Source organism: Pseudarthrobacter sp. NIBRBAC000502772, from assembly GCF_006517235.1.
GTDB lineage: Bacteria > Actinomycetota > Actinomycetes > Actinomycetales > Micrococcaceae > Arthrobacter.
Genome location: NZ_CP041188.1, coordinates 1,532,199 through 1,553,347 on the forward strand (window position 1 = coordinate 1,532,199; position 21,149 = coordinate 1,553,347).

The window sequence follows — 21,149 nt, forward strand, 5'->3', positions numbered from 1 at the left end:
ATCATGCCACCGGGTCATGGCCCTTGAGTAGGGCCCGGCTGCTCGATGGTGACGGTGCCGGCGTCGCCGTCCACGCGGATCTGCTGGCCGCTGGTGAGCCGCTGGGTGGCCACTCCGGTGCCGAGCACGGCCGGGATGCCGTACTCCCGGGCCACGATGGAGCTGTGGCTCAACGGGCCGCCCACATCGGTCACCACGGCGGAGGCCATCGCGAACAGAGAGGTCCAGGCGGGAGTGGTAATGCGGGCCACCAGGACCTCTCCGGGCTCCATCAGGGCGAAATCCTGCGGCCCCCGCAGGACACGGGCCGGGGCGGTGACCCGGCCCGCGCTCGCGCCGGTGCCCGTGATGATGTCGCCGAGTTGGTGCTGCGAGCCTGCAGGCATCATGGACCCGAAGGCCTTTTCCATCCACCGGCTCTCCGGGAGCAGTTGCGGGGCAGCGGCCTTCACCTGGCCCCGCCACAGCATCTTGCGCTCCTCGACGGCGGCGGCGCGGACGGGCCGGTCGGCTCCGGTAATGGCCACGGCCGCCGGTGCGCCCGGTGCGCCCGGCGCGGCCAGGCCGAACTCGACGGCGCTGCGCAGCTCCTGGTGCCGCAGCCAGAACACGTCGGCGGGCTCGGCGATGACCGCGGAGTCCACCAGCCGCTGCCCGAGTTCCAGCAGCATCCGCCGCAGCAGCGGCCAGGCCAGGCCGACGTCGGCCAGGGCATCTTCGCGGATCGGGGCGGTGTTCTGTGCCCACCGGAGCAGCCGGAGGAACGCGGCCCGGCGGCGCGGCCCGAGCCGGGTGAAGATCCGGCTGGTGGCGATCTCCCTGCGGTCGGCCGACAGCCGCTGCCGCTCGTGCGGGTCGGTGCCCTTCCCCCGCAGGTAGAACTTCACAGTGCCCAGCAGCGCTGACGGATCGTCGGCCGGCACCGGGCTGGCGAAGTCCAGGTTGTACACCGCGTGGCCGAACCGGCGGAGGTGGTCCTGGAAGCGCGGACGCCACAACTGCCACAACGGCTCACTGAACCCGGCAGGCGGGAAGCCCGTTCGCTGGGACTCGGCCAACGCCGTCGTCGGTTCATGCAGGATCGCAGAAGCGAGCCCGGGGACGCCGCGGGCCCAGGCTGCCAGGTCGTACAGCGACTTCTCCGCCCGGATGGGTTCGCTGTCGTAACCGAGGATGAACGTCAGGGCGGGGGGATCCCCCTCGCGCCGGACGAACGTGTCGTAATACGCACCGAAGGAGATTTCGCTGGTTGCGGCGAGCGGAATGACTGACTGCACGGCTGTGTAGTACACGGTGCCGGCGTCCAGCAGCGCCTGAACACCCTCGAGCAGTTCCGCACCGGAGAGCTCCGCAACGGGCTTCGCGGACCAGTCCTTGATCACGCGTTCGTAGCGGGGATGCGAGAATTCGCGCCAGCCGGCCACTCCCATGTGCGCCTGGCCGCGGGCCAGCGCGCGTACCGCCTTCAGCGCCTTGCCCATCACCCGCCACATCCCCGAGGTGCGGTAGTAGTAATAGGCGTAGCCGTTGATGGTGGGCAGTCCCACGTCGTCCTCGCGGATAACGTTCGTGCCCACGGCCTCGTTCATCAAGGCCCGCAACGAGCGGGACACCGAGCCGTCAATCAGGTCGGCGAAGAGCGGCGAGAGCGGGTCCGGCAGCTGTTCCACGATGCTCGCCCGGAAGTACATCCCCTTCGGGTACGGCACGGGCCAGGTGTCCGGGGTGTCGGCCGCCGGTTCGGGCAGCGCCGTGATGGGGCGGGACTGCAGGATGAAGAACCCGTCGCCGGTCCGCGCCCACTCGATGTCCTGCGGTGCCCCGAAATGATCCGCACTCCGGGTTCCGTGGCGGGCCAGTTCGGCTGCTGCCCGGTCGTCCAGTACGGGCGCACGACGGCGGGCTGCCGCCACCGGCTGCTCCCGGGTGCCGTGCTCGGCGTAGACAGTCATAACCGCCTTGTCGGCCGTGTGCCGCGACAGCACGGTGCCAGTCCCGGCGTCGACGACGAGGTCATCCGTGGTGACCGACCCGCTGACCACGGATTCGCCCAGGCCCCACGCGGCGCTGATGGCGATCTGGTCGCGGCGCCCGTTGGCCGGGTTGGCGGTGAACATCACCCCGGCGGCCTCGGCCTCCACCATCCGCTGGACCACGACGGCGAGGCGCACCGAGTCCGGTCCGATGCCTTCGCGGGCGCGGTAGGCCATGGCGCGCGCCGTCCACAGGGAGGCCCAGCATTCGATCACGGCCGCGGACAGCGCCTCGGCCCCGCGGACGTTCAGGTAGGTTTCCTGCTGCCCGGCGAAGCTGGCTGCGGCGAGGTCCTCGGCCGTGGCGGAGGAACGCACCGCAACGGCCGTTTCCCCGCCGTCGTCGAGACGCGCGTCACTGAGGCGCCCGTAGGCGGCGCCGAGTTCCGCTGCGATGTCCGCCGGCATGGTGCCGGCCGTGACCAGGGTGCGGATCCGCTCCGAGGCGTCCGCGTAGTCCTTGGGCGACGCCTGCGGTGACAGGGTGGCCAGTTCCTGGATGCGGGCATCAAAGTGGTTGGCCTCCACAAAATGCGAATACGCTGCGGTGTTCAGCACAAACCCGGGAGGGACCGGGAGACCGGCCTGAAGGAGGCCGCCCAGGCCCACGGCCTTGCCGCCGGCCATGGCGATGTCGGCTGCTCCCATATCGGCCAAACTGTTGACGTAGGTCATGACCGCGCGTCCTTACTGCCCGGTTATGGGGCGCCTGCAGCGAACCTGATTCTCCACATACTGGCACTGCCGCAGACAAGAGGCCATAGACTCGGGGTCATGTCAGCTCTTTGGGGGATGCAGACTCGGCACGGACGAGTCCTGTTGGTTGTGGCCGTTCTCGTCGTTCCGCTTGCGGGGTGTGAGTACAGCGGCCCGGATGAGCGGCCGGCTCAACCATCCTCGCCGGCAGCGACACCCCAGCCCCGGTCCTTCGATGAAAATGCCGCTGAAGTGGCGCGTCTGCTCGGGGCACCGGCATCGGATCCCGGCATGCCGTCGGAAGCAGAGCCGGCCGGGAAACTTTCCCTTGTTCTGGCGCCGGGAGACTACACGGTCACGGGCGCCTGTGCCGGCGTTTACGGGGCCAAACTCACCATGGTGAAGGCTGACGGCATACCGGAGGCCGCGAGCTTTGAGTGCGACGCCCCGCTGGACCGGTTCATGAGGCACCCCGGCGGGCCCATCACCATCAGCGCGGTCCCGCCGACGGGCAGGCCGTCCGCAACTGGGGTCAAAGTGCAGGCCAACACGGACCCGCGGGCTTCGGAGATGGAGGACTTTTCAGAGTGGTCGGTGCAGCAGCTGCAACCGTATTTGCCCGGTGAGTTGCGTGGTTCCATCAGCGCGAACTCAACCACCACCGGAACACTCATGGCCAAACCGGGCCAGTACGAACTGCATTTCGTCTGCGCAGGACCACCAGGGGCCGAGCTGTCGGCGGCCACTGCGGCGGGTGCTGAAGTTCTGGCCCCCGTGCAGGTCCCGTGCAACGGTCAGGTGTTCACGGCGCCCGTGGTGCTGCCCACCGAGGGAGTGGACCTGACCATGAGCACGGGCGGTGGCCTGGACGGCCGCTTCACCTACAAGCTGGTTCCAGCCGCGTAGCCGTGTCTTTGGATTCACTCCCGCCGTGGCGCACATAAGCTCGATACATGGGCAAAAACCAGCACAGCGAGTTGGAAGGGCAGACGTCGATTAACGAGCTGCTCGACAAGCCCATCGGCGACACCCACATCCAGCTGGTGCTGCCCATCCACGTCCAGCTCCGGCCAGGGGAATTCCGCCGCGTGTCCTGACGCGGTGGAACAGGATCGCAGAGCACGACGGCGGCACCCGGGTTGGGTGCCGATGGTCGCCTTGGCGCATGAGCCAGCACCGAAATCCGGACAATCCGACAGGGGACAACCATGAGCTATGTGCGAAAGCTGACCTTCAACCTCAGAGTGGGTGGATTGTCGGAACCGGAGATCGCCGACGTACTGGATGACGTGCGGGCGCATGGGGCCGCCACCGGGACTGCTGCGGAAGCCACCTTTGGCACAGCCGAGGAGTACGCGAAGCAGTTTCCCAAGAAGAAGAGGCGGACACGCGGGAGCATCATCACGATGGTGGGCTTAGGGATAGCGCTCGCCTACGTCCTCGTTGTGGTCCTCCTGATGCTGCTCTTCAGGAGCGACGTCCGCGATTTCGTCGGCCCGGTATCGCTCCTGCCAGCCACGGGGGTCATTCTGGCATGTGTCCTGGCTGGGTTCCTGACCGATTACTTTCAGCCTGCGCAGAGCTCCCGCGGCTGAGGTGAAGCTTTCAATGATGCATTCCGTTGAATTTGGATCCGGCACTCCGATCCTGATGATCCATGGCTTCTGCGTGGATCATCACCTGTTGCTGGGGCTCGATTCCGTTTTTGCCCTGCAAGGACGGTGGAGACGCGTTTATGTTGACCTTCCGGGCATGGGCCAGTCCCCAGCAGGGCCCGAGGTTGACAGCGCAGATGCCGTCGCGGAAGCCGTTGTCTCCTTCGCACGGACAACTTTCGGAGACGAAAAATTCGCGGTCCTGGGCAATTCATTTGGCGGGATGATCGCCCGGCACGTTGTGGCTGAATTCGGCGACCAGGTCCTGGGCCTCGCACTCCTTTGCCCGGTGGCAGTGGCCGAGCACGGGGCACGAACTGTGCCGGCCCAAACTGTCCTGCAAAAGGACCAGGTCCTTGTGGCGTCCTTAGACCCCCGGGACGCGGCGGACTACGAGGAGATGGCAGTGGTCCAATCTATGGAGAACTGGCTCCGGTTCCGCGAATCCGTGCTCCCCGGCTTGCGGGCCTTTGACCAGGCGGCCGTCCAACGAATTTCGAGCAGTTATGCCCTGGGTCGAGAGCCAGAGCATCGATCCCCGAAGTTCCAACGCCCAACCGTGATTATTACGGGACGCCAAGACCACGTGGTGGGGTTCCAGGACCAGATCGCCCTTTCCGGCCACTACGTGCAATCCACGTTTGCGGTTCTCGACCGGGCCGGCCACAACGCACATCTTGACCAGCCGGCACTCACCGGTGCCCTCCTCGGCGAGTGGCTTGTCCGTATGGAGGATGGGATGCGAGACGATCCGTCTGGCGCTAGGGCTTCGTTGCCTTCCACCCGATTATCGCCAGGCATCAATGGCGGACCTTCCTGACTCTCAGGCCGCGTCGTCTCGACGGAGTTCCAGTGTTCTGGTCCGCGATCCGGCGGAGGCGGCGCCAGCGGATGCCGTTACGAAGGTGAGCCTGGTCAGTGGGATGCGCCGGATGCACCGGCCTCGATCCACTCCTACGGTGGCGAGTCCGGAGGATAACCACCAGCGTCACGCCCAGCCAGGCAAACGCTGCCCCGATGACGAGGAAAACCGCCGGGATCGTGTCCATGATTAAGTTTAGATCCCAACCCGTAAGCGCACTTACTAGACCTTAGGCACCCGGCCAGCGGCCGCCGTCGGGAATTACGACGACGGCGCACGGCTTGGGAGCGCCGCTCGCGTTGGCACTTGGGCGCGCCGGTGGATGAAGTATTCGGCGACCGCCAGGCTGAGTACCCATGATGCGCCAATCAGAAGCGCCCGGGTCAGTTCGTCAACCGGCCCCACCAGGAGAATCCACGGAATGGTCACCACAACAATGGTTCCCTGGGCGATGCCGATGGCGTACGCCCGCGACATCCATTCGCTGTGCCGGACGTAGTTCCGGCGCCGCACGGCGATAAATCCCAGGACAATGAACGCCACCATGGCGGACCCGAAGGCCAGCCGAAGGACGAGCAGCAGCGGCCCGTCCAGGGGCGGGAGATCGTAGAAAACTGCCATCCACAAACCCGACAGGGCGGCGAGCAGGCCGGTGGGGGCAAGAATGCGTCCCGCGATTTTGTGCCAGCTGGCCCTGCCGCGCTTGCCCCGTCGAAGCGAGGGAACGAACTGAAACGCCCCCAGCACCAGGTACACCGTGACGGTGGGGATATGGATCAGGACGGGGACTGGCGAATCGAAGAACCGCGCGTTATCCGGCGTGATCTGACCTCCCGAGAGCTCGGTCAGTCGCACGGTCCCGGCGATGACCGGGACGAGGCTGAGGAGGATCAGGGCGGCAGGTACGAGCCAGCGGGCCCGGGGGCTTTGACGGGAGCGGGGAAGGGTTGCAGATTTCATGAGTTCGCTTCTCTGGATCGCAATTTGGAGAGTTGGCGCCGGAATACGGTGCCCAGCACCACGCTATTCGTACGGCCAACGTACTGCATCCGGTCCGGATAGACGATAGGCACGAGGCCTCTTCGTAAATATGGGAAAACAGCAAAGTACGTCCTCCCTTAGCACCTATTTCGATTATTAAGCCCCGAATTCCCCGATCGACGAACCGCTCAAGATTAGCTCAAGACCGGATCAATGTTGTGCCAGGATCCGCGAAGTATCCGCCGTTCGCAGCCGCCGCAGAAATAGGGTCTTCAGTGACGCAAGCGTCGACAGGGTAAAAGCCCGGCTAATTGTCGGGCTTTTATTATTTGGGGGAAATAATGTCGAACAATGGAGTGCTCTGGGCTCCGGGCGCAGCTGGTCCCGGGCCAAGACCACCAGGCAGGCCACGTGCTTCCACGTTTATTGTCGGAGGCATTACTGCGCTCTTTGTGATCATCGGGGCGTTCAGCGGCGGAGTTGGAGGCGCGCTGGTATTCCTGGCCATCTCCGGTGGCCTTACCGGCCTCTACATTTTGGTGACCGGGCGGCGTTCCTGGGCGTGGCTTCCCGCCAAGCGGAGGTCAGGGGCCATAGCCCTTGCGGTCTCCTTCGCTCTCTTCATCGGCGGCGCCGTCGCGCTGCCGCGTACGAACGCGGAGGACCTTCAGACAGCTTCCTCGGACTGGAATGCCTCGCCGGGAACCGCCACAGCGAGCGCATCTGCAAAAGCGACGCCGACGCCGTCGTCCGTTCCAACCGCGCAAGCCACGGGCGCCCCGCTTGATCCTGAGACTCCAAGCCTCGTGGCGAACGACGTCACGGCTCCGAAGACGCAGCCCGCCTTTGCTACCAAGGCGATCGACCTGCTGGCAACCCTTCCCATCAAGGGCCGGGCGCCGAAGACAGGATATGACCGCGCGCTCTTTGGGCAGGCCTGGGCAGACGTAGACCGTAACGGCTGCGACACGCGGAATGACACGCTCAAGCGCGACCTTACGGGGATCACTTACACCAACAGCGTGCCTTGCAAGGTGCAGTCAGGAACTCTGGCGGATCCTTACACGGGTACTTCCATCGGCTTCCTGCGGGGGAGTGCTACCAGCAGCGCCGTCCAGATCGACCATGTTGTTGCCCTCAGCGACGCCTGGCAGAAGGGCGCGCAGCAGCTGACCACGGAGCAGCGGACAGCCTTCGCGAATGACTCCCTTAACCTCCAGTCCACGGATGGTCCCACCAACATGAAAAAGGGCGACGGCGACGCAGCCACCTGGTTGCCGCCGAACAAGGGCTTCCGGTGCGAGTACGTGGCCCGGCAGATTTCGGTCAAGGCAACGTACGGCCTGTGGGTCACCCAGGCGGAGCACGACGCGATGGCCAGGATCCTGGCCGACTGCTCCGGGCGGCTCGCACCAACTAACCAGCAGGCACCAGTCGCCGCGGCACCAGCGCCTGCACCGGCGGTGGCAGCTGCTCCGGTAGCTCCCGCTCCTGTCCCGGCGGCCGTGGTGCCGGCCCCTGCCCCGCTTGCTCCCGCGCCTGTTGTTCCGGCACCTGCTCCTGCAGCTCCGGCCGCCGCATACTACGCCAACTGCACGGCGGCCAAGGCCGCTGGCGCCGCACCGATCTATGCCGGCCAGGCCGGCTACCGGGCCGGGCTCGATCGCGATTCCGACGGCGTGGCCTGCGAGAGCTAGCCATTCCCAAATTACTTCACCAATTTAGAAAATTTTCCAAGGGGGAAAAATGGTAAATAGTCCAATTCCTGCGGCCAGCCCTAAGCGCCGCTGGAATCCGTCTCTGCTTTTCTGGATCGTCGCGGCGGTAGTACTGCTTCTGGTCATTCTTTTTGCATTCGCAGGTGGGATTGGTGCTGTGCTGTTAATTCTAGGACTAGTAGCCCTGCTCACCGGGCTTTATGCGTTGCTCTTCAAACGTCGGTCCTGGGTTGGCCTGCCGCACCGGAAATCGGGCGGGCTTGTGGCTGTTGCCGGATTTGTCGCCGTGATTGTGGGCGTGGGAGTGGGAGCCGCAACCGCCGCTCCGGGTGGGACGGCCGACAAAGCTGCTTTGGTAAGTCCTGTTCAAACGTCGGCAACGCCCACGCCAACTGCAACGAACCCCACAAAGTCCGCCTGCCTCACGGCTGCTGAGACGCGCCAGTACAACAACCAGACCTTGGTTTGCACCATGGGCAGCGATCAGCGTTTGGTGTGGATGACGGAGTCAGACTCCAAGCGGGTTGTGGCCGAGAAAGCAGCGGCTGACAAAGCCGCTGCTGACAAGGTGGCAGCTGAGAAAGCGGCTGCAGAGAAGGCGGCAGCAGAGAAGGCGGCAGCGGACAAGGCTGCAGCAGATCAGGCAGCCGGGCAGTTGGCCGCCGAACAAGCTGCAGCTCAGCAGGCCGCCGCCGAACAGGCGGCAGCGGCGCAGCAAGCAGCCCAACCACCCGCGCAGCAGGCACCCGCCGCTCCCGCGGCGCCGGGCTACGTCACGCCTGGGGCATTTTGCAGTGGCGGAACTGGCGTCAGCAAAACGGGCAAGCCGATGGTTTGTGCACCCGCCAAGGACGGACGCATGCGCTGGCTGGGGGCGTAGATATCGCAGTATTCGGCAAACGACAGCCTTGATATCGGGCCCCGCTGGCCAGCCCTGCGGGGCCCGACCGATCGCCGTTCGACTTGCCCCCGTGAGAGTCGATCCAGTTCCTTAGTGAGTCCTATCTAGGCGGTCAATCTGCCGTTCGATTCGCCCCAACGTGCAGCGACCGGGTGCTTCTATAGCGGCTGGCCATAGGGGTAGCCCACCCACGGCCACCCGCCCTCACGGGGGCAGGCATTTTGCGCGGCATGCTGCACATGCCATCTGTCTACCGGTTAGCGCCCGCGAGGGCCTGGCCGGTGAGGTCGGTCTGAATGCCGCCCAGGTCTTAGGGTTACCTAGCTTCGCGAACACCTAAATCCCATCGATGCCACGGTCTTTGTGTTGAGGGGATCGGGTCTGGCTGAATCTGGCCGGGAAGCATGGCAGGGCAAGCCGGGGGACCTCCTGATCGTGCCAGTCGGGGGTTCACAGACTAGAAGCTGATGAGGACACCGCGGTGCTGTTCACGCCGATCAAGACGGACCGCTTACGGGGAAGGCCCTGCTGCAGCTTCGAGAAGCTGCAGCAGGGCCTTCTCTGGACGCTCGATGTGAGCATGGACTGCGCCTTAGGCTGCTAGTTCCCCAACATGGAGCCGTTGGCACGACGTAATGAAGCTGCCGATATTCGCTGCGACGTTACGGCGGATGCTTTTCATCTTGCTCAGAGGCTCCATCCTTTAGTGCGACTTACTATTTGGTGACGTGGACAACGACTCCCTTGGAAGTCGATTGCTCGCTTCCGGCATTATCAACACCGGTGACGGTCCAGTTGCTGAGCAAAAGAACGGTCTTGCCGGTATCAGAGTTATAGATGATTTTTTCGAACCCCAGCGCCGACAGCTCGTCATCGAGTGCCTCTGCGTTCATGCCCGCTACGTTGACAGGAATGACCGCAGTAGCGGGAATCGCTGGAGCAGCCGCTGGAGCGACAACTTTGGCTGGGGCTGGGGCTGCTGTAACGATGGCGGTAGCAGTCTGCGTGACGGTATGGGTAACGGCGGGCGCTGCCTGCGGAGATCCCGACGCGCATCCGGCCAAGGCCATGCAGAGAAACGTGCTGGCAGCCAGCGTTGTTTTCGTTTTCAAAATTTACTTCCCCCTGAGAACTTTGCGTATTCGAACAGACTCATTATTTGCCATCCGAGAAGTTAGTCGGCTCAATTATGCAGATCCTCGGCAAACATTGCGCCTACCTTGATCAGCAATTCTGGTATTGACGAGAACTCAACCTTCCAGTTAGCTGGAGTCCAGCCCGGCAGACCGCCCGGCCGGCAAAACATATGGGGGCACCATGGCAGTGGACCAGCTTCGTGACGACATCCAGCAGGCAAAGGATAAAGCGGGGATTACTTGGGGGAGCAACAGAGAGTTCCGAAAGCTCGAGTCCCATCTTTGGGAGGGTGAGAGAGTTGAACAGATTTTGACCGGTCAATACGCTGGAGGTCTAGGTATCCTGGTGCTATCGGATCGCCGGATTTTTTTCCTCAAAGATGGCGTCATGAAGCAGGTCTCTGAAGATTTTCCTTTTTCTAAGATCTCCTCCATGCAGTGGAACTCCGGCCTTGCCTTGGGTGCTGTAACCGTTTTTGTGTCGGGCAATAAAGCGGAAATCACGAACGTCGCCAAGCAGTTGGGCAAGGCTTTTGTCGATGCTGCAAGGGACCGGATCGCGCCTTCTGCCCCACGGGCTTCTGAAAGCCAGGTCGCAGCACACCCAGCGGTTCAGGAAACTGAAGACGTTTACGCAAACCTTGCAAAAATAGGACAACTGCGAGACGCCGGCGTCCTTACGCCGGAAGAGTTTGAAACGAAAAAAGCAGAACTCTTGGCCCGTATCTGAAAAGCACTCCCGAAACGTGGGAATATTCAAACCGGCTCCCGCCCAGGAAAACGGGAGCCGGTTGCGCAGTAGGTTCGGCTAACAGGAAAGCTAGCTAGCTAGCTGTTGGCCTGGTCCGTCACGGTATCGGATTCAGCGAGGGCGAACAAAGAGTAACTCCTGGCCAGGGACCTTCCACTTCGACGCGCCTCCGTGGCTTCGTTGGTGCTCACTTAAAGTGAACACTTGGTTCAATCTGGGTCCGCAAGATTGGCCAGTCGGCCCGCAGCCGCGCAAGTAGCCAGACCGTCCGCGGGATGGGCCAGAGGACTGCCAGCGCAAGCACCGGTATCAGCGAAACGCCGACGTCGGGAAACTGGCGGATGATCACAAACAGGTGGGTATCGAACCGGGCCGGAGCGTATACCAGGCACAGCCACAGAGCGAACCCGTCGAGCGCGAGGGCCGCGGCGCCCCATGCCACGGGAGTCCAGCGTTTCCGGGAAGGGGCCCGCCGGAGCAGGAACCGCAGCGCCAGCCCCAGGCTCACCAACTCCGCCAGCAGCAGCGCCAGCGAAACCGCCCAGCTGTAGCGCTGCAGCCAGTCCTCGAACACAACCGCCGGCACGGGGGAGTGCCCGTGGAGGATTCGCAGGACGTTGGTGTCGATGGCCTTCAGCCGCGATGGGGCGGCGGTGTCATTGCCGTTGATGACCAGCGCAACGCCAAGGCCGGACTCCGGAACCATCGCCAGGTAGGTGTGGCTGTTGCCCCATTCGCCCTGATGCTCCAGGAGGAGCGGCAGGTCCGCTTCCGGGACAGGCGGTGCCGCGGGATCGGCGGACTCCACGAGCGGGCGGGTGAACCATCCCATCGCGTACTCTTTGGACCCGTCCACCTGCACGAGAGGCTCGAACATCGCCGCCACGCTCTCGGGCCGAAGGATTTGGGCATCGCCGTATCGCCCGCCGTCGAGCAGTGCGATCAGCTGATGGCCCAGGTCCTCGGCGGACGAGTACAGGGTGGACGACGGCATCCCGGTGGTTGGCGCGGGCACATCGGTCGGGCGCCAGAACGAGCCGAACCACAGCGAGTAGCCGGCGGCCGCATTGTCCGCGCGTGCGGCAGCCTGGGTGGGATGGCTGTGCGTCATCTCCAGCGGCCCGAAGACATGCTGCTCCAGGTACTCGCTGAACGGCTGGCCGGAGACTGTCTGCACCAGGAGGCCCAGGATGTTGAAGTTGGCGCTGGCGTAGTGGAAGGCCTCGCCGGGTTCGCCGGCGAGCGGGGCACTTGAGAGGGCCCGGACCCCTTCTTCGAGAGCCTCCGGGCCCTGTGCGTCGGAGGCTTCGAAGGCCGTGTCCTTGGATGACATGCCGCTGGCCTGGTGGAGCAGGTGGCGGACCGTGATGGCTTGCGAGCGGCTGTCGTTCAGCGTGAACCAGGGCAGGTAGGTCTGCACCGGCTCATCCAGGCGCAGGCGGCCGGCCTCCACCTGCTGCATCACGGCGATGGCCGTGAGGGACTTGCTGGTGGAGGCCAGCAGCACCGGGGTCTGGGCGGTCATCGGCCGACCGGAGTCGTCGGCGCGTCCGAATGCTGCGGAGTGCACCTGGACGCCGTCCCGGACGACGGCGATGGCGGCCCCCGGAATCCCGAGGGTGTCCAGTTGCTCCCGGAGGAAGGTGTTCAGCGCGCTGTAGGTCTGCTCGGGGCTCGCGGGTCCTGTGGCCGGCGGGTCGGCAGGGTTAGGTGCCGGCGGGGTGGCGCCGCCGAGGATCCCCACGGTCAGCAAGCACAACAGGAGACAGCGCGCTGACCAGGAAATAGCTCGCATGCCCGCACCTGCACTTCGGCTGACCGTCCCTTCACGGTATGGCCTCGCCTGGGGGAAAACAATGCAACGCTCCCAAAGCAGGGTCGCCAATGCAGCCCCTGATCCAGAGCAGAACTCCTACCGACGGCCCCGGCAACCCCTCGGCTGCTGGACATCCTTGAGCTGGCCGGCGTCGTGGTTGTTCCCGTGGCGACTGACGCTGACGGACCCATCGCGGAGTCCCTCAAACAGGCCCTCACCAAGCAGCCCGTGGCGTTCATTTATGAACCATGCGCTAACTCCCGGTCGGGCACAAACATGACGCCCGAGCGTCGGGATTTAATTGCTGAGGTACTGCGGGATACGCGGGTGCTCATCATTGAGGATGACGGACTGGGGGACCTCGCCCTCGGACCGTATGCGGGCCTGGGCGCGCTTCTTCCGTCGCAGACCGTGCTGGTCCGCAGCTACTCCAAATCCCACGGTCCGGACCTCCGGCTGGCCGTCGTGGGCGGACCGGCCGAGCCGATGGAAAGGGCCAGGCTTTACAGGCAGTTCGGGGCGGGTGGGACCAGCCGCACGTTGCAGAATGCGCTGGCATGGATGCTGACAAGCGATGCAGTGAGGGCGCAGGTGCAGCGTGCGCGCACCGAATATGCTAAACGACGAACCCAGATGGCGGAACTTCTCGCCGACCGCGGTGTCGTGGTCGAAAGCCATGATGACGGGCTGGGTTTATGGGTGCCGGTGCTCAATGAGCAGCAGGCGCTGCTGGTGCTGGCATCGCACGGTGTCGCGGCGGGCGGCGCCTCGGGCGGAGCTATCCGCAGTGGCCATCGGCAGAGCATCCGTCTGGCGATTGGAAAGCAGCTGGAGCGGCCGGACGAGGTTGCCGACCTGTACGCCATGGCTTCCCGGGCCCTTTAGTGCCTGCCTGCACCGTCCGCCGCTGGCCGTTTCCACAACGCCACCGCGAGGACCGCCACCCAGAGCAGAAACGCCCCGATGCTGATCCGTTCGCCGATGCCCAGCACGAGGTTCGGTCCCGGGGCCGCCACAAACGCCACCACGCCCATGCCCGCGCAAACAGCGAGCGAAACGAACGAGTAGACACGCATCCTGCCGTGGAACCCCACTGCCACGAAGCACATTGCCGCGACCATGAGGGCAAGCTGCACGGTGGTGGCCACGATATGCATGGGAATCGACGCTTCTTCACCGAGCGTCAGCGGATAGAAGCCGCCCACGATGTTCCACAACCCGTACCCGATGAGCAGGCCGCCGCCGATCCGCAGGGCGCGGTGGCCGCGCGCAGAAATCCAGACGCCGACGCCGAATGCCGTGAACAGCAGCGCGTAGAGCCACATGAAGGGGACCAGGACGTCCCGGCCGGGGGAGCCGACGGCGAACAGTTCGCTCACCATCTGTTCAGTGCGGCGGTAACCCTCCCACCGGGCCGCCGCCAAACCGTCGGTGGCAACCACGTATGACAGCGAGGACAGAGCCCCTGCCGCGAGCAGCCCCCGGCGGAGAGGCTCACCACGTTGGCTTCGGGGCTTGGCAGCCCGCCTGAGCTGCGGAAGCCGATGCTTATCGTTTGACATTTCCGGATGTCCTCAGAGCCCGCGGCCTGGCCGGTCGTTGGCGTCGGGGCCCGCGGGCGTTTGCCCCCACGCGTCTTCGCCTACCGGTACAACCCTGCGCCGGGTTGGTGGAACGCCGCTAGGGGCGAACGTCCCTGGCCTGCGGCCATAGGCCGAAAGGCCCTATTGGCCCGTTTTGAGGACAGCGCCACCCAGCTTTCGCTGGATGAGGTTTGGGTCAGGGGATACATCGGTCCAGTTCTTGCCGACACTGATTGGACCCCGGTCAAGCGGCTGCCAGAAATCCAGCTGTGACTCCAGACGGAACATGACGCCACGAAAAGAGCGGTGATAGCTAGGACGGCCCCATTCCCCTCCGCGGTCTGACCAGGATCGGGCGGTGGGGGCCGCCACGGCACCCCTGTATCCTGACAAGGCAGGGTGGATGGCCATATTGGCCCGCCGCAATCGTCACTCGCCGGACCGGCCCCCGGACTCTTGGAATGGATCCAAATCACTACCGACACACCAGCTCCCGTGGGAATCCCGACGTCGGCCGTCAAGCCGTCGCGCACAGCTGCGGTGGATGATCCCGCCGTCGTGTCCTGGGTCGAGGCTGGCGAGAGCAACACCGCGCGGTGGCGCTCGGCGAACGGCAGGCCGGCGCCGGCGCGCGTCGAAGTGGTCACCGACTCCCTCACGGCCGATGAGGCGAACCGGATGGCGTCACAGGGGATCGCGATGCTCTGGCACGGTGACTTCCACAACGCGCGGCAGATCCTCAATGCCATGGACCGGCGCGTAGGCGCCGGAAAGAAGATCGCAGGAACTCCGGCCGAAAAGTTCTACCGGCATCGCCAGTCCCGCTCGCACCGCGCACGCATTCTTGGCCTGCTGCTGATTCCCCTTGATCCGGGCCCTGTGGTGCCGCTGCGCCGCGCACCGGATATCCGGGAGGCTGCCGCTGAAGCGTACGGCGATATCGGCGAATCTTCCGTGGTGTCCCTGCATGAGCTTGTCGGGGCAATTGGCGCCCACGAGTGGCGACGGAACGGCGTCTACGTCGATGCCCTGCAGGGCCGCATCCACCCGCACTACGGCACGTTCTTCCCCACCCGGAGTGAGTATGTGGATCTCGTGGCCGCCGCGCCGCTGCCCGCTGACACGCTGGCGTTCGACGTCGGAACCGGCACCGGGGTGCTCGCTGCCATCCTCGCGCGCCGTGGCGTCCACCGCGTGATCGGGACGGACAATGAACCGCGGGCCATCGCCTGCGCCGGTGAGAATTTCCGGAACCTCGGTGTCCAGGACCGTGCTGAGGCCGTCCTGACCGACATGTTCCCGCCCGGACGGGCGCCGCTCGTGGTGTGCAACCCGCCCTGGATTCCGGCCACGCCGCATTCCACCCTGGACAGCGCCGTCTACGACCCCGGGAGCAGGATGCTGTTCCGCTTCCTGAACGAACTCCCTGACCATCTGGAGCCGGGCGGTGAGGGCTGGCTTGTCCTCTCCGACCTGGCCGAGCACCTTGGCCTGCGGTCGCGTAACGATCTGCTGGCCGCCATCAACGCGGCCGGGCTGACGGTGGTGGATCGGCTCGACACCAAGCCGACGCATCCGAAGGCATCGGACCGGGACGATCCTCTGTTCGAGGCGCGCGCGGCCGAGGTCACGTCCCTGTGGCGGCTTGTTCCGCGGTAGCCACAAGCTTCTGAACGGCCCCCTGATGAACCCTTTTCTCACCGAATTTCATTGCTGTGCCCGGGCGGCGGTGCCAAAATGGTCGGAGTACCTTAAATGAGCCGGAATGACCCATGGGACAGGACCTAACACAGGGCGCTTTCCCCACGATCGGACCTCCGACTCTTCTCGACAGCCCGGCACGATTGCCGGGCACCTGGGCTCCGCCGTCGCGGTGAGTCCACGCCAAAGACGGCGCCATCCGTCGGTGGCGTGTGACCTCCATCGGAGGAACCAAAGTGTCTGTATGCCAGCTGATGAGCCCCTTCAATGTGGGGGTGGGGCGAGCATGACCCAGCAACCTCTCAAGAAACGCCGTCTCCGCGTTTCCGACGTCAATGTTGTTAACCACCGGACCCTCAGGAAAGCGCTCGGCGGGACCATCGTCGGCAACACCATGGAATGGTACGACGTCGGTGTGTTCGGTTATCTGATCACCACCATGGGCCCGGTGTTCCTGCCGGAAGCGGACAAGGCCGTGCAGAACCTGTTCCTGCTGGGAACCTTCGGAGCCACGTTTATCGCCCGCCCGCTGGGTGGCGTCTTTTTCGGCTGGCTGGGCGACAAGATCGGCCGCCAGAAGGTCCTGGCGATGACCCTGATGCTTATGGCCGCGGCGACCTTCGTCGTCGGTCTCCTCCCGGGGTACTCGGTGCTGGGCATCTGGGCTGCCGTGCTGCTGGTGGTCACCAAGCTGGTGCAGGGCTTTTCCACAGGTGGCGAGTACGCGGGCGCGACGACGTTCGTCAGCGAGCACTCCCCGGACCACCGCCGCGGCTTCTTCGCCAGCTTCCTGGACATGGGCAGCTACCTGGGCTTTGCCATAGGGGCGGCTTTGGTGTCCGGTCTCCAGCTGACCCTGGGCCAGGCCGGGATGGAGGCCTGGGGCTGGCGCATTCCGTTCCTGATCGCCGGGCCCCTCGGCATCATCGCGATCTACTTCCGGATGAAAATTGAGGAATCGCCCGCGTTCCAGGCAACCCTCGAGGCAGAGGCCGAAGTGGCCAGGCATCCCGAAACCGGTGAGGTGCTCGGCCCCATGGGCCCGGTGGGAATCTTCAAGGCCTACTGGCAGAGGATCGTGCTGGCCATGATCCTCGTGGCCGCTGCCAATACGGTGGGCTACGCCCTGACGTCCTACATGCCCACGTACCTGACCACCAACAAGGGGTACGACGAGATCAACGGGACTCTCCTGACCATCCCGGTCCTGGTGGCCATGTCCCTGTGCATCCCGCTGACCGGTCATCTCTCGGACCGGATCGGCCGGCGCCCCGTGCTGTGGATCGGTGCCATCAGCACGGTGGTGCTGTCGCTGCCAGCGTTCATTCTGATCGATATCGGGACCATCCCGGCCACGCTCACCGGCCTTGCCCTGGTCGCCTTCCCGGTCACGTTCTACGTTGCCAATCTCGCCTCGGCGCTGCCGGCGCTGTTCCCCACGGCCCACCGCTACGGGGCCATGGGCATCGCCTACAACTTCGCCGTGGCGATTTTCGGAGGCACCACGCCGTTCATTATTGCGAGCCTGATCCAGGTGACGGGCAACGACATGATGCCCGCGTACTACCTCATGGCCACCTCGGCAATCGCTGCGGTCACCATCTACTTCCTGCCGGAATCCGCCCGGAGGCACCTGCCAGGGTCGATGCCCAGCGTGGATTCGGACAGAGCCGCCCGCGAACTGGTGGCAACCCAGGACGATAACCCCATGCTGGACATGGACACGCTGCCCTTCGGCGCCAGCTATGAGGCCGCCAAGGCGGCACACGCGGGACCTGAAAAGTAGGGCGGGGGAGTACGACGGCGGCGCCCGGGTTTGGCGCCGACGGTCGCCTCAGGTGTACATGAGTGAGCCGGGGGTGGTGAGCTTTTCGCCGGTTTCGAGCCAGGTCTTCAGGCCGGAGAGGATCATCGGCCAGCCGCCGTAGAGCTGGTCGTTGGCGCCTTCGCGGAGCTGGTCGTGGGTGACGGTGAGGTGGCAGGAATCGCCCACGGGTTCGATCTCCCAGGTGATGCGTGAGGTGCCTTCGGCCTTCACGTCCTCGCCCCAGAGCGCGGTCATGGTCTGGACGAGTTTGCGTGGGGGATCGACTTCGATGTTTTCGCCTTCGCCCAGGAGTGCGCCGTCGGCCTTCGGGTTGCCCATCTCGAAGCGGCTGCCCGTGGTCCAGTCCGATTTGATGCTGTTGCCGAACTGGTACTTGCTGCGGATATCGCTGTCCGTGATAGCTTCCCAGAGCCGCTCCGGGGTGGTCTTGATGTAGATTTCGAAGATCTTTTCCATGGGACTTTCCAATCTGGTTTTGAGGTCGCTGAGTGCAGCGGCCCATGGTTGTGCATACTTGCTGACCCAGCGGTCGTGGACCAGGCGGATGGGCACCGGATTGAGGAAATGGAGTTTCTCGCGACCCCGACGGCGGGTGACCACCAGGCCGGCTTCCTCCAGCAGCTTGAGGTGCTTCATGACCCCATAACGGGTCATCTCGAAGTGGGCCTCGAGTGCATGGAGGGTCTGCCCGTCCTCCCGGAAGAGCTCATCGAGCAGGTCCCGGCGGGTGGGGTCGGCGAGGGCCTTGAATACGGCGTCCACAGTTCAAGGATAGGTGACCATTTAGTCACATGTCAACGGGTTTTGGATGTCGTTCCTACGAAGACCTGATGGTCCAAGGCCAGTGAACGCCGGCACCGTCGGCGTCTGGAGCTGTACAAGCTCAAGAACCAGGCGGTGCAGGCGGAACAAGCCAGCCAGGCCCAGGTCGCTGCCCTGATGGCAGCGCACGACGCCGTGAACCGGCGGTGGCTGGACTACGAGCTTGACGTGGGAAAACTCATCGACTTCCCGGTCATGACGGATGTGCGCGAACCTCTGACGGTCGCCTTCCTCCGGGCCAAGCGCGAGGCGGACGGTTTGCGGCCGGCCAAGCCGGAGGAGATTACGACGGCGGCCCGGCTGGCGGAATACCGGGCGGCCGTGCACGGCTTCGAGCTGGCGTTCGACGTTGCGGAGCGGGAAGCCAAGCGGATCAAGGACAGCAACTTCACGGGGCCCGAACGCCAGCGGCTGGCAACGGCCAGGAAGCTGCTCAACATCGCCTCCGACAACGCGGCGACACCTGCCGAACGGCAGACCGCGTACAAGCGCGCCCGGCGCGAGCTGGACGGTCTCATCGTCCTGCCCGAGGCCACGGTGGCTGCGCTGGAAGTAAAGATTGCCGGCGAACTGAACGCACCACACGCCCCGGAGTAAGGGAGTGCGACGGCGGTACCAGGGTTGGGTGCGGGCGCCATCCGGCTGACCTGCGCCCAGGTAGCAACTAACCATTGACTACGGGTTCCAGCGGTCTAGCATGAGGCGCATCAGGACATTTGAAGGAGGAGATGTGTGATGTCACGCGCCGAAGTAGAGCAGCTTGACGACCGCGGAATGGCCGCCTGGGACCAGCACGATACGGCGGCGTTCGCCGACCTGCTGGCCGATGATTTCACCTTTACGGATGTAATGGCCCCCGAGCCGTTCCGCACGCGGGAGCAGGTCCGGGCCTACATGGACACCTGGTTCATGGCGTTTCCGGATATGCGCGTCAGGACCACCCGGCGGGTGGTCAGTGATGACGAGGTGGCGGCGGAAGTGGAATTCACCGGCACAAACACCGGGCCGATGCGGATGGGGGACCAGGAAATTCCGGCCACGGGCAAATCCGTAGTGGGAACAGGAACCTATTTCGCTTCCGTCGCCGACGGAAAGATCGCCTCGTTCCGCGCCCATCCGGATGTTGCCGCACTGATGGGGCAGCTTGGGCTGATGCCCGGGATGTGACCGGGGCGCGAGGCTGGCCAGCGCCGGCGCCCAGGGGGTGGTGAGCGTTTCGCCGGTTTCCGGCGAGCTCGACTCGCCGCGCGCCCCGAGTAGGTTCGTGACCCAAAGCAACTATGCACCAGACTTAGGGGCGTGACGAACAAACCCCGTCCCGGGCTCGCGATCGCTGCGCTCAGCCTCGGCACCTCCCTGAACCCGCTGAACTCGTCCATGATCGCTGTCGCGCTGGTGGTTTTGCGGGAGGATTTCGCGCTCGACGTCGCCACCGTCACCTGGGTGATCACCTCGTTCTACCTTGCGTCCGCGGCCGGGCAGCCGCTGATGGGCAGGCTCGCGGACCGTTTCGGGCCGCGCCGCCTGTTCACATTCGGGATGGCACTGGTGGCGGTGACCTGCGCGCTGGCGCCGTTCGCGCCCAACTTCGCACTGGTCTGCGTGGCCCGCGCGCTCATGGCCGTGGGGACGGCGACGGCGTACCCGTCCGCCGTCGTGATGGTCACCGAACTGAGCCGGCTGGCGAAGCTCCCGCCCACCCGACCGCTGGGCCGGATCCAGATGGCGAACACGTCGGCGGCCGCGGTGGGACCCGTCGTCGGCGGTTTGCTGGTGAGCCTGCTGGGCTGGCAGGCGCTGTTCGCCGTCAACGTACCGCTCGCGCTGCTGGCGCTGATTGTGGTGCACCGGACCGCGCCGGCCGACGCCGGACGCGAAACCGGGAAGCTCTCCACCCTGATCCGCGACTCCGACATCCCCGGCATCCTGGCCTTCGTCGCCTCGCTGATGCTCGCAATGATGGCGCTGCTGAACGTGATGCCGGGATACCGCTGGTGGCTCCTGGGCGCGGCGACCGTCATTGCCGCGCTGTTCGCGTGGCGGGAGCTGCGCTTCCGTCCACCGTTCCTGGACCTGCGGCTGCTGGGCCGGAACCGGCCGCTGCTGCTGGTGTATCTGGTGTTCGTCGTCTTCAGCGGCGTGTACTACTTTGCGTTTTTCGGCCTGCCTCAGCTGCTGCAGGAGGCAGGACATTACGACGCCGGGCTGGTGGGCCTGCTGATGTTCCCCCTGGCGGCGATGTCCGTGCTGGTCACGCCGGTGACGGTGCGGCTGATTGAGCGGTTCGGCGTGCGTTCGGTGTTGATCGCCGGTGCGCTGATCCTGCTGGTTGGCTCGGGCGGGCTGGGGGCGTTGACGATGTCCCTGTGGCCGCCCTTGGTGTTTGTGCTGACCGCGTTGCTGGGTGTGCCGTACGGAGTGGTGAGCACGGCGTCGAACCAAGGCCTGTACGTGTCCGCCCGGCCGGAGGAAAGGGGAGTGGCGGCCGGTATTTTCCAGACCTGCCGCTACCTTGGCGCCATCGCGGCGACGGTGCTGATCGGTGTGCTGTACGGGCCGGGCGTAAACCAGACGAACTGGGGGCTGATGGTTCTGGTGATGCTGGGGCTGGGCGCCGTGGTGCTGGGGTTGTCAGTGGCGTGGAAGCGGAAGGGCGTTTAGGTGTG

18 protein-coding genes and 1 pseudogene are annotated in these 21,149 nt (G+C 65.0%); 13 read left to right on the top strand and 6 right to left on the bottom strand.

Going from position 1 to position 21,149, the window contains the following annotated elements:
* Nucleotides 1-14 precede the first annotated feature (14 nt).
* A complete protein-coding gene (locus NIBR502772_RS07320) occupies nucleotides 15-2,708 on the bottom strand; it encodes a PEP/pyruvate-binding domain-containing protein (RefSeq protein WP_141139676.1) in 2,694 nt (897 codons plus the stop codon).
* A 99-nt stretch (nucleotides 2,709-2,807) separates the two neighbouring features.
* Here NIBR502772_RS07320 and NIBR502772_RS07325 point away from each other — a divergent pair, with 99 nt between their 5' ends.
* From NIBR502772_RS07325 to NIBR502772_RS07335, 4 genes are all read left to right on the top strand, one after another.
* Nucleotides 2,808-3,635 carry a hypothetical protein gene (locus tag NIBR502772_RS07325; RefSeq protein WP_141139677.1) on the top strand — a complete coding sequence of 276 codons (828 nt, stop codon included), beginning with the start codon at nucleotides 2,808-2,810 and terminating at the stop codon, nucleotides 3,633-3,635.
* 47 nt (nucleotides 3,636-3,682) lie between these two features.
* Entirely contained in the window at nucleotides 3,683-3,826 is a 144-nt protein-coding gene (locus tag NIBR502772_RS22375; RefSeq protein WP_156380336.1) for a hypothetical protein, read from the top strand.
* A 111-nt stretch (nucleotides 3,827-3,937) separates the two neighbouring features.
* Nucleotides 3,938-4,324, top strand: coding sequence for a hypothetical protein (locus tag NIBR502772_RS07330; protein ID WP_141139678.1), 387 nt, complete (start codon nucleotides 3,938-3,940; stop codon nucleotides 4,322-4,324).
* A gap of 13 nt (nucleotides 4,325-4,337) precedes the next feature.
* A complete protein-coding gene (locus NIBR502772_RS07335) occupies nucleotides 4,338-5,204 on the top strand; it encodes an alpha/beta fold hydrolase (protein ID WP_246848721.1) in 867 nt (288 codons plus the stop codon).
* Nucleotides 5,205-5,507: 303 nt separating this feature from the next.
* Here NIBR502772_RS07335 and NIBR502772_RS07340 read toward each other — a convergent pair whose 3' ends face one another.
* Nucleotides 5,508-6,206, bottom strand: a complete 699-nt coding sequence (locus NIBR502772_RS07340) for a DUF2306 domain-containing protein (RefSeq protein ID WP_141139679.1) — start codon at nucleotides 6,204-6,206, stop codon at nucleotides 5,508-5,510.
* 362 nt (nucleotides 6,207-6,568) lie between these two features.
* On the opposite strand from NIBR502772_RS07340, the gene NIBR502772_RS07345 reads away from it, so the two are divergent.
* Nucleotides 6,569-7,924, top strand: a complete 1,356-nt coding sequence (locus tag NIBR502772_RS07345; RefSeq protein ID WP_141139680.1) for a DUF1524 domain-containing protein — start codon at nucleotides 6,569-6,571, stop codon at nucleotides 7,922-7,924.
* Nucleotides 7,925-8,102: 178 nt separating this feature from the next.
* Nucleotides 8,103-8,825: a hypothetical protein gene (locus NIBR502772_RS07350; RefSeq protein WP_141139681.1), complete on the top strand. Its 723-nt coding sequence runs from the start codon at nucleotides 8,103-8,105 to the stop codon at nucleotides 8,823-8,825.
* Nucleotides 8,826-9,562: 737 nt separating this feature from the next.
* On the opposite strand, the gene NIBR502772_RS07355 is transcribed toward NIBR502772_RS07350, so the two are convergent.
* Entirely contained in the window at nucleotides 9,563-9,958 is a 396-nt protein-coding gene (locus NIBR502772_RS07355; protein ID WP_141139682.1) for a hypothetical protein, read from the bottom strand.
* Between the two features lie 205 nt (nucleotides 9,959-10,163).
* On the opposite strand from NIBR502772_RS07355, the gene NIBR502772_RS07360 reads away from it, so the two are divergent.
* On the top strand, nucleotides 10,164-10,712 hold the full coding sequence (locus NIBR502772_RS07360) for a PH domain-containing protein (protein ID WP_141139683.1): 549 nt from the start codon (nucleotides 10,164-10,166) through the stop codon (nucleotides 10,710-10,712).
* Nucleotides 10,713-10,920: 208 nt separating this feature from the next.
* On the opposite strand, the gene NIBR502772_RS07365 is transcribed toward NIBR502772_RS07360, so the two are convergent.
* Nucleotides 10,921-12,528, bottom strand: coding sequence for a serine hydrolase (locus NIBR502772_RS07365; RefSeq protein ID WP_141139684.1), 1,608 nt, complete (start codon nucleotides 12,526-12,528; stop codon nucleotides 10,921-10,923).
* Between the two features lie 186 nt (nucleotides 12,529-12,714).
* Between NIBR502772_RS07365 and NIBR502772_RS07370 the strand changes: the two genes are divergently transcribed.
* On the top strand, nucleotides 12,715-13,434 hold the full coding sequence (locus NIBR502772_RS07370; protein ID WP_168223500.1) for an aminotransferase class I/II-fold pyridoxal phosphate-dependent enzyme: 720 nt from the start codon (nucleotides 12,715-12,717) through the stop codon (nucleotides 13,432-13,434).
* On the opposite strand, the gene NIBR502772_RS07375 is transcribed toward NIBR502772_RS07370, so the two are convergent.
* Nucleotides 13,431-14,111: a DUF998 domain-containing protein gene (locus NIBR502772_RS07375; RefSeq protein WP_141139686.1), complete on the bottom strand. Its 681-nt coding sequence runs from the start codon at nucleotides 14,109-14,111 to the stop codon at nucleotides 13,431-13,433. The two genes, NIBR502772_RS07370 and NIBR502772_RS07375, sit on opposite strands and share 4 nt — an antisense overlap.
* A gap of 579 nt (nucleotides 14,112-14,690) precedes the next feature.
* On the opposite strand from NIBR502772_RS07375, the gene NIBR502772_RS07380 reads away from it, so the two are divergent.
* Together NIBR502772_RS07380 and NIBR502772_RS07385 are read left to right on the top strand one after the other, a co-directional pair.
* Nucleotides 14,691-15,791: a class I SAM-dependent methyltransferase gene (locus NIBR502772_RS07380; protein ID WP_141141980.1), complete on the top strand. Its 1,101-nt coding sequence runs from the start codon at nucleotides 14,691-14,693 to the stop codon at nucleotides 15,789-15,791.
* A 328-nt stretch (nucleotides 15,792-16,119) separates the two neighbouring features.
* A complete protein-coding gene (locus NIBR502772_RS07385; RefSeq protein WP_141139687.1) occupies nucleotides 16,120-17,619 on the top strand; it encodes an MFS transporter in 1,500 nt (499 codons plus the stop codon).
* A gap of 48 nt (nucleotides 17,620-17,667) precedes the next feature.
* Here the strand turns inward: NIBR502772_RS07385 and NIBR502772_RS07390 are convergent, their stop codons facing one another.
* Entirely contained in the window at nucleotides 17,668-18,423 is a 756-nt protein-coding gene (locus NIBR502772_RS07390; protein ID WP_141139688.1) for a metalloregulator ArsR/SmtB family transcription factor, read from the bottom strand.
* Nucleotides 18,424-18,492: 69 nt separating this feature from the next.
* Here NIBR502772_RS07390 and NIBR502772_RS07395 point away from each other — a divergent pair.
* From NIBR502772_RS07395 to NIBR502772_RS07405, 3 genes and pseudogenes are all read left to right on the top strand, one after another.
* Nucleotides 18,493-19,080 (top strand): annotated as a pseudogene (locus tag NIBR502772_RS07395) (hypothetical protein); the annotation flags it as partial.
* Nucleotides 19,081-19,218: 138 nt separating this feature from the next.
* Nucleotides 19,219-19,650 (top strand): ester cyclase, encoded by a 432-nt coding sequence (locus tag NIBR502772_RS07400; protein ID WP_141139689.1) that lies wholly within the window; start codon nucleotides 19,219-19,221, stop codon nucleotides 19,648-19,650.
* A 132-nt stretch (nucleotides 19,651-19,782) separates the two neighbouring features.
* Nucleotides 19,783-21,144, top strand: a complete 1,362-nt coding sequence (locus tag NIBR502772_RS07405) for an MFS transporter (RefSeq protein WP_141139690.1) — start codon at nucleotides 19,783-19,785, stop codon at nucleotides 21,142-21,144.
* Nucleotides 21,145-21,149: the final 5 nt, after the last annotated feature.

Excerpts from the sequence above, each read along its gene's own strand:
- NIBR502772_RS07335 (WP_246848721.1), top strand. The coding sequence starts at position 4,338 with ATGATGCATTCCGTTGAATTTGGATCCGGCACTCCGATCCTGATGATC.
- NIBR502772_RS22375 (WP_156380336.1), top strand. The coding sequence starts at position 3,683 with ATGGGCAAAAACCAGCACAGCGAGTTGGAAGGGCAGACGTCGATTAAC.
- NIBR502772_RS07385 (WP_141139687.1), top strand. The coding sequence starts at position 16,120 with ATGACCCAGCAACCTCTCAAGAAACGCCGTCTCCGCGTTTCCGACGTC.
- NIBR502772_RS07365 (WP_141139684.1), bottom strand. The coding sequence starts at position 12,528 with ATGCGAGCTATTTCCTGGTCAGCGCGCTGTCTCCTGTTGTGCTTGCTG.
- NIBR502772_RS07330 (WP_141139678.1), top strand. The coding sequence starts at position 3,938 with ATGAGCTATGTGCGAAAGCTGACCTTCAACCTCAGAGTGGGTGGATTG.
- NIBR502772_RS07400 (WP_141139689.1), top strand. The coding sequence starts at position 19,219 with ATGTCACGCGCCGAAGTAGAGCAGCTTGACGACCGCGGAATGGCCGCC.
- NIBR502772_RS07375 (WP_141139686.1), bottom strand. The coding sequence starts at position 14,111 with ATGTCAAACGATAAGCATCGGCTTCCGCAGCTCAGGCGGGCTGCCAAG.
- NIBR502772_RS07345 (WP_141139680.1), top strand. The coding sequence starts at position 6,569 with ATGTCGAACAATGGAGTGCTCTGGGCTCCGGGCGCAGCTGGTCCCGGG.
- NIBR502772_RS07320 (WP_141139676.1), bottom strand. The coding sequence starts at position 2,708 with ATGACCTACGTCAACAGTTTGGCCGATATGGGAGCAGCCGACATCGCC.
- NIBR502772_RS07360 (WP_141139683.1), top strand. The coding sequence starts at position 10,164 with ATGGCAGTGGACCAGCTTCGTGACGACATCCAGCAGGCAAAGGATAAA.
- NIBR502772_RS07325 (WP_141139677.1), top strand. The coding sequence starts at position 2,808 with ATGTCAGCTCTTTGGGGGATGCAGACTCGGCACGGACGAGTCCTGTTG.
- NIBR502772_RS07340 (WP_141139679.1), bottom strand. The coding sequence starts at position 6,206 with ATGAAATCTGCAACCCTTCCCCGCTCCCGTCAAAGCCCCCGGGCCCGC.